This window comes from Paenibacillus forsythiae T98 (assembly GCF_000520735.1).
GTDB classification, from domain to species: domain Bacteria; phylum Bacillota; class Bacilli; order Paenibacillales; family Paenibacillaceae; genus Paenibacillus_AQ; species Paenibacillus_AQ forsythiae.
The window spans coordinates 1-6,559 of the sequence record NZ_ASSC01000823.1; the positions used below are offsets into that span (position 1 = coordinate 1).

7 protein-coding genes are annotated in these 6,559 nt (G+C 49.7%); 5 read left to right on the forward strand and 2 right to left on the reverse strand.

Translation table 11 applies throughout. From position 1 onward, the window contains the following. Nucleotides 1–255: tautomerase family protein (locus L692_RS0125160; RefSeq protein ID WP_025702669.1), on the reverse strand; the 255-nt coding region annotated here is incomplete at its 3' end. 132 nt (nucleotides 256–387) lie between these two features. Here L692_RS0125160 and L692_RS0125165 point away from each other — a divergent pair. The 5 genes from L692_RS0125165 (at nucleotide 388) to L692_RS0125185 (ending at nucleotide 5,893) form a co-directional block, all read left to right on the forward strand. Beyond that, nucleotides 388–1,287: a LysR family transcriptional regulator gene (locus L692_RS0125165; protein ID WP_025702670.1), complete on the forward strand. Its 900-nt coding sequence runs from the start codon at nucleotides 388–390 to the stop codon at nucleotides 1,285–1,287. Between the two features lie 224 nt (nucleotides 1,288–1,511). After that, nucleotides 1,512–2,720 (forward strand): MFS transporter, encoded by a 1,209-nt coding sequence (locus L692_RS0125170; protein ID WP_025702671.1) that lies wholly within the window; start codon nucleotides 1,512–1,514, stop codon nucleotides 2,718–2,720. A gap of 125 nt (nucleotides 2,721–2,845) precedes the next feature. Then, entirely contained in the window at nucleotides 2,846–4,084 is a 1,239-nt protein-coding gene (locus L692_RS0125175; RefSeq protein WP_025702672.1) for an aspartate aminotransferase family protein, read from the forward strand. Nucleotides 4,085–4,107: 23 nt separating this feature from the next. Next, nucleotides 4,108–5,145 carry a zinc-dependent alcohol dehydrogenase gene (locus L692_RS0125180; RefSeq protein ID WP_025702673.1) on the forward strand — a complete coding sequence of 346 codons (1,038 nt, stop codon included), beginning with the start codon at nucleotides 4,108–4,110 and terminating at the stop codon, nucleotides 5,143–5,145. A gap of 22 nt (nucleotides 5,146–5,167) precedes the next feature. Next, a complete protein-coding gene (locus L692_RS0125185) occupies nucleotides 5,168–5,893 on the forward strand; it encodes an HAD family hydrolase (RefSeq protein WP_025702674.1) in 726 nt (241 codons plus the stop codon). A 99-nt stretch (nucleotides 5,894–5,992) separates the two neighbouring features. Here L692_RS0125185 and L692_RS0125190 read toward each other — a convergent pair. Next, the coding region (locus L692_RS0125190) for a DUF1349 domain-containing protein (protein WP_036725534.1) at nucleotides 5,993–6,559 on the reverse strand (567 nt) is incomplete at its 5' end.

The following is a 6,559-nucleotide window of genomic DNA, read 5'->3' on the forward strand; positions in this document are numbered from 1 at the left end:
CAGTGTCCGCTTCTGCTCCATTGTGCGCGTATCGTTCGCTGTAATTTGAATGATGACCAGATCGTCGGTACGCTCAATATTCAAGTAATTTTTTCCGTAGACAAATCCGTCGGGCTCATGCTCGTGAATGACCATAAAGTCGTTGCCATCCGGTACGTCAAACACCTCACGCATCGCGGTATACAGAGATTTAAGAATCGCTTGCTTGTATTCGGCAGACTTTCCTTTCCGTAAAGAAACTCTTGTCAGCGCCATAATTATGCCTCCTGTAATCAAGATGTATTTTGAATCCATGTTCCTGTGCTGAATTGATTATACCGTTCTGGTATTATTAATAATAATGAATGAAATTGATCGTTATAATCACTGAAAAAGATGGTGCTGCAAATGGATTTACGCCAATTGACGATTTTTCGAGCGGTCGCTGCAAATCTGAGTTTTACCAAGGCGGCATCCAGTCTGAACTATGTTCAGTCCAATGTCACAACACAGATTCATGTTCTGGAGAAGGAACTCGGCGTGCCCTTGTTCGACCGTCTGGGAGGCAAACAAGTCGTCTTGACGGACGCGGGGCGCCAGCTATTGCAATATGCGGAGCAACTGCTGCTGCTTGCGGAAGAGGCCCAGACAACGGTCTCCATGAGGGGAGAGCCAACGGGAACGCTCCGGATCGGAGCAACGGAAACGCTCTGTATTTATCGTCTCCCTTCGCTGCTTCGCGCATTTCGAGCCAGGTATCCTGGAGTGCAGGTTATTTTTCGTCCAAGTCCCGTAGCCGAGCTTCGGCGTCTCGTTCATTCAGGCGATCTTGATGTGGCCTTTGTGTTCGATGAGGGAGACCGCCATGAAGGGCCGGGGGATGAGCTGCTTGGACATGAGCCGGTATGGGTAGTGGCGGCCCCCGATCATCCGCTGGCAAACAACCAGACCGTTGCTGCGGCCGATATTTCGAAGATGGATCTGCTCTTACCCGAGGCGGGCTGCTGCTACCGCAGCCATTTTGAGCGGATATTAAACCGGGAAGGCGTCTACCCGAGGACGGTGCTTGAGTTTAACAGTATCGAGGCGGTCAAGCAGTGCGTCATAAATGGACTGGGAGTAACCGTGCTGACGGCGGTTTCCGTCTCCGCAGAAGTCTCTCGCGGACAGCTTGTGCGGCTGCCTTGGAAGGGCCCGGATCTTACGGTCAAGACGCATCTGGTCTGGCATAAGGACAAATGGTTGTCTCCGTCTCTTGAAGCGTTCCTGGCGCTTGCGCGTGAGATGCTTGGAATACAGAGCGCTTGAAGCCCGGCCAAATAACCGAACTGGCATCTGCTGGTCCGGTCTTTTTTGTGTTGTGTTTCGACAATCGGCGGCATTTAATCTATGGAACAACCGACTTTTACCATACATATCGATATTTTTACAAAAAAAGTATATACAATTCGATCCAAATAATATAAAATGCTGATATATTGCAGTATATTTTTACATTTATTTTAAAAAATACATAATGGAGGAATGACTCATTGAGAAGAATCTTTATTTTGAGTTGCGGCTTTTACTTGCTAATTGGCATTACCAGTGTCGTCTTGGGTTCGCTTCTGCCCGTTCTGCTGTCACATTATGAGCGCGCTTACAGTGATGGCGGTACGTTACTGTTTTTACAATTTCTCGGCTTTTTGGTCGGCGTTATAGCTTCTCCAGCGATGTCCGCCCGAATGGGCAGGAAGTGGATGCTGGTGGTTGCGTTGCTTAGTATATTTGTTGCCTATACGGTTATAGGCTGCTTGCCTCCCTGGATTTGGGTCGTAGCGCTGACAATAGGGGTCGGATTCGGGTCCGGTATTATTGAATCCTCCATCGGGGCGTTTACAATTGAATTCGCTGAACAGCAGAAAGCTGTCGCCATGACTAAATTAGACGTATACTTCGGGCTTGGCGCCCTGCTGATTCCAGCCATAGCAAGCTTGTATATTACCCTCGGGATATGGCAGGTTACGTTCTTTACGATTGCGGCAATAACGTGCATCTTGATGCTGCTGTGGATTACGATGCCGGCGGAAAGTACCCGTAGACTTCTGGGAGCAGGCAAGGAGGACTCCGGGGGGATGCCGGAACAAGTCCGTTATACCAGCAGACATATCCCTCTTCTGGCGCTTTTTGTCGCTTTCTTCTTCGTATATATGGGCCTGGAGCTGGGATTAATGAACTTTCTTCCATCCATTATGATCGAGACCATTCAAGTCAAAGCATCCGTTGCTTCGCTCAGCGTTACGATTCTGTGGGTGGCGATGGTTATCGGAAGATTGTTTGTGGGCAAAATTGCGGAGTCGGTCCGTTACACTTCTTTCTTGTTATGGAGTACGGTTGGCACGCTCCTGCCAATCATTTTGATGACCGCAGTCTCCCAAGAATGGGTCACCTATCTGCTTATTTTTGGTACAGGGATATTTATGTCAGGGCTGTTCTCCATTGCTCTGGTTTACGCCAATACGTTGATTCCCGGCATGACAGAGAAGACGACCAGCATTCTCATTGCTTCAGGGGGGATCGGAGGGGCGGTGCTTCAATTCTTCATCGGTTGGAGCATGAGCGAATGGTCCGCCATTCATACGATTTGGATTCTTGCAGGCTTTAGCGGAGTGCTGCTCCTGTCGATAGGGCTCACGCATCAGTGGAAGAGCAGAAATTCACCGGTGGGGAGCCGCTTGATCCGGAAAGGTAAAGAAATCTAGGACAGCCTCAATCAACAAAAGGCAAAGAAAGCATCAGGTTGGCTGTCTGTCGTCTTGATTCTTACAGGAGGTGATGCCCGGCATAGTCCGTGATTTGTGAATTTATAACATTAGGAGGGAAGATCGTGCAAACGTTAACACAAAGCCGCTTTAGATATGGAAATGGCATCAGGTTGATTGATGATTCAGGTGTTGAGTATTTGGATGCTGTCTCAGGAACCTTTAATCTCTCGCTAGGCTACAATCACCCTCACATTGTTGAGAAGGTACAGGAACAAGTCGGGAATCTTACTCACATGTCCTCTTCTTTTACCGAGCCGTATGTCAATGATGTACTGGAGAAGCTTACAGAAATAGCTCCTAATGGGATTGATGCCGGGTGGATGCGGGATATTACAGGCTCCACCGCAAATGAGTGTGCAGTGAAAATAGCGCAGAAGTATACCCAATCCTCGGATATTATAAGCTTGTACCTGTCCCATCATGGACAATCCCAGTTTGCGACCGGGATTTCAGGAAACGCCTTCCGCCGCAAAAAATTTCCTAATTCGGCTGCTGCAAATTCCGTGCATGTACCAGCCCCCTACTGCTATAGATGTCCTTTTAATTCCTCAGGCCCCAATTGCGGATTTCAATGCATAGAAGCCATTTCCGATCATATTGAGTATGCGAGCTCCGGCTCCGTTGCTTGCATGATTATTGAGCCGATTCTGGGGAATGGGGGGAATATTATTCCACCTGAGGGATACTTTGAGCGCCTTCGCAAATTGTGTGACGAGTATAGTATTATTCTCATTGCCGATGAGGTTCAGACCGGAATAGGCCGTACAGGCTACATGTATGCCAGTGAGCTGTTTAATATACAGCCTGATATCATTACGCTTGCAAAAGGTCTGGGCGGGATTGGCATTCCAGTTGCGGCAGTATTGATGCAGTCCCGTCTGGATGTGCTTGAGAAGCATGAGCATTCCTTCACATCCGGAAGCAATCTCCTCTCTTTAATCGCTGCCAAATCGACCCTGGAGGTTGTATCTGAGCCGGGATTTCTGGATGAAGTGAAGCTCAAAGGAGAGATTTTAAGAGAGCTGCTTCATGAGCTCGCCCCAAAATACAAGTGCATTGGAGAAGCGCGCGGGGTGGGGTTAATGTGGGGCCTTGAAATCGTTGATAGCCAGGGAGCTCCTGATGTAGTCAAGGCCAATGCGATTATAGAGCGCGCATTCACCGACCAGCATCTGATCCTGAGAGGATCACGATATGGACTCGGCAATGTGGTTAAGGTGAGACCCTCCCTTACGGTTACAACAGATGAGCTTGTTGAAATTACAGAAAGACTGGAATCGGTTCTGCAAAGCGTAAATTAAATCTTGATTAGGAGGCTTTTAATATGCTTGCTTTGGTATATAAATCGACCTGGGATGTAGCTCTTGAGGAAAGACCTGTGCCGGCTATCACTAAGGATAATCAAGTCCTGGTTCGCATCCGGGCTACGGGCGTGTGCGGTACGGATCTTGGTATTGTAAGCGGAAAGTATCACGCAGTGCCTTCGGTCATTCTCGGTCATGAATCTGCCGGAGAGGTGATTAGTGTAGGGAAGGAGGTGACCTCCCTTCAGCCGGGCGACCGTGTCGTGATTAATCCTACCTATTACTGCGGGCACTGCGAGATGTGCAGAACCGGCAGGGAGAATCACTGCACCTCCAAGTCCGTAACAGAGACTGGTGTAAGCGCCGACGGTACTTTTACGGATTATTATATTACCGAGGACCGTTTCCTGTATAAATTAAAGGATCATGTCAGCTATGAGGAAGCCACCTTGACTGAACCGCTTAGTTGCATACTTACCGGAATCAATCAGATTCATCTCCTTCCCAATCTCAGAACGGTTATACTGGGTGCGGGGCCGATCGGGATTCTTTACAGCTATGCCCTTGCGTCCAAAGGAGTTACAGGCTGCCTTGTGGACATTTCAAAGGATCGTTTAGCGATAGCCGGTTCGATTGCCCCCGAGCGCTGGCAGGTGCACGAAACCTTTCAAGCAGCCGTTCAGGCCCAGGCTCCCGAGGGGCATCAGGTTGATCTGATTGTGGATACCACGGGCGCTGTCGGCACTCAAGTCTTGTCAAATCTGGCTCATGGCGGATACTTAATGCTTATGGGATTAAGAGACGGGAACAGCACATTTAATCCCAAGGAAGTTGTTGACCGAAGCTTGAAAATTATCGGGTCCATTGATTCAGTGGGAACGTTTGCAACAGCGCATTACCTGATTGAGCAAGGCATTATACCTGGGAAAAAAATCATTACGCATACGTTCCCGTTGGACCAATACGAGCAAGCCTTCCAAACCCTGGGATGCGATTTAAGTGAACGAACGCTGAATCCTTCTTCTCAAGCGATCAAAGTCATTCTCCAATCTAACTGAAAGTATAGGAGGGACCACGGTGATGTCCTTGAACCAACCGGATTGGCTAGAAGCTCCGATACAGGCCGTTCTATTTGACATGGACGGTGTGCTTGTTGACAGTGAGCCTATTTATTTTAAAATCGAAAGAAGCTCCTTTGCTCATTTCGGCGCTGCTGTAAGCGAGAAGGAGCATCATACTTATGTGGGCGTGACGCTGGAATCCATGTGGGAGCAGGTTCTGGTCAAGCATGGAATTCATTTTACCCTGGAGCAGGTGGTATCCTATCATAAAGAGAACGTATTCAAGACCCTGTCGGCGTATAAATATCTTCACGCCATGCCTTATGCGGACAACTGGTTAAGCTGGCTTAAAGAGAGACAAGTTCCGGTTGCCGTGGCTTCCTCCTCTCCCCGTGCGCTGATTGAGCTTATTATGGACAAGACAGGTCTTGGGCGGTATTTCAATGTGAGGGTGTCAGGCGAGGAGGTCATGCATGGAAAGCCCGCACCGGATATCTTTCTTCATGCGGCCGAGCTGCTGGGTGTTGAGCCTTCCTCCTGTCTCGTCATCGAGGATTCGCGCAACGGTGTGCAGGCAGCCAAAAGCGCCGGTATGCGGTGCATCGGGTTTCAGAATCCGGGATCAGGCAGTCAGGACCTGTCATTGGCCGATCACCGGATTACCAGCTACGAGCAACTATGGGCAATCAGAAATTCCTTGCCGCTTGGAGAGTATTCACAGCTTGCATTGGACAAGCAGCTCTAGTTATTGTCTGTAATTATTCCAAAGGGGGCGCCCCGGAAGAGCCATGCAATGGCTGCCTGGGACGCCCCCTTTCTAGCGGATAAACCTGCTGCGATTCGATTATTCAGAACCTTCCGCAAGAGGCTGCACATGGACATCGGTGTCCGGCTTGGTCCACCTCCATCCTGTGAAGGCAACTTGCAGACCAGCATTCGTGGGGGCGCACAGATATGGACCAACCTGCCAATCCTCTTCAGGGTGGAGACGGCAGACGCGGATGGTTCTCCAGGGTTGCTGTTCTGCCCTTGCTCTTATAATTACCGCGTCCCGCAGCCGGGATGCCCGGATGGTTATGATCTTTCCCTCCCACTCCGGAACCGGAGACAGCGACCAGTCGGAATAACCCGCCGTGACGACGGCCCCGACATGGGGGACACTATCGTTGATTTCAACTCCGGCTTTTATCCACTGCCCGGAATGACTCCACAGCATTAGTCCGGCCTGATCGTATAAATTCTCGAAGCCGGTTAAATGGAAGCTGACTTCCACCGCATCGCCGCCGCTCCATGGAACCACAAGTGAATGACCGTTATCCCGCTGAAAGCCGTACATCGTAGTCTGCCAGTAATCGCTTCCCTTCAATGCCTCGGCGACGAGAGCACCCTCCTTCTCATAACAAAGTGGCGG

Bases quoted from the DNA above. Each gene is read 5' to 3' on its own strand.
- L692_RS0125165 (WP_025702670.1), top strand. From the start codon at position 388: ATGGATTTACGCCAATTGACGATTTTTCGAGCGGTCGCTGCAAATCTG.
- L692_RS0125180 (WP_025702673.1), top strand. From the start codon at position 4,108: ATGCTTGCTTTGGTATATAAATCGACCTGGGATGTAGCTCTTGAGGAA.
- L692_RS0125185 (WP_025702674.1), top strand. From the start codon at position 5,168: ATGTCCTTGAACCAACCGGATTGGCTAGAAGCTCCGATACAGGCCGTT.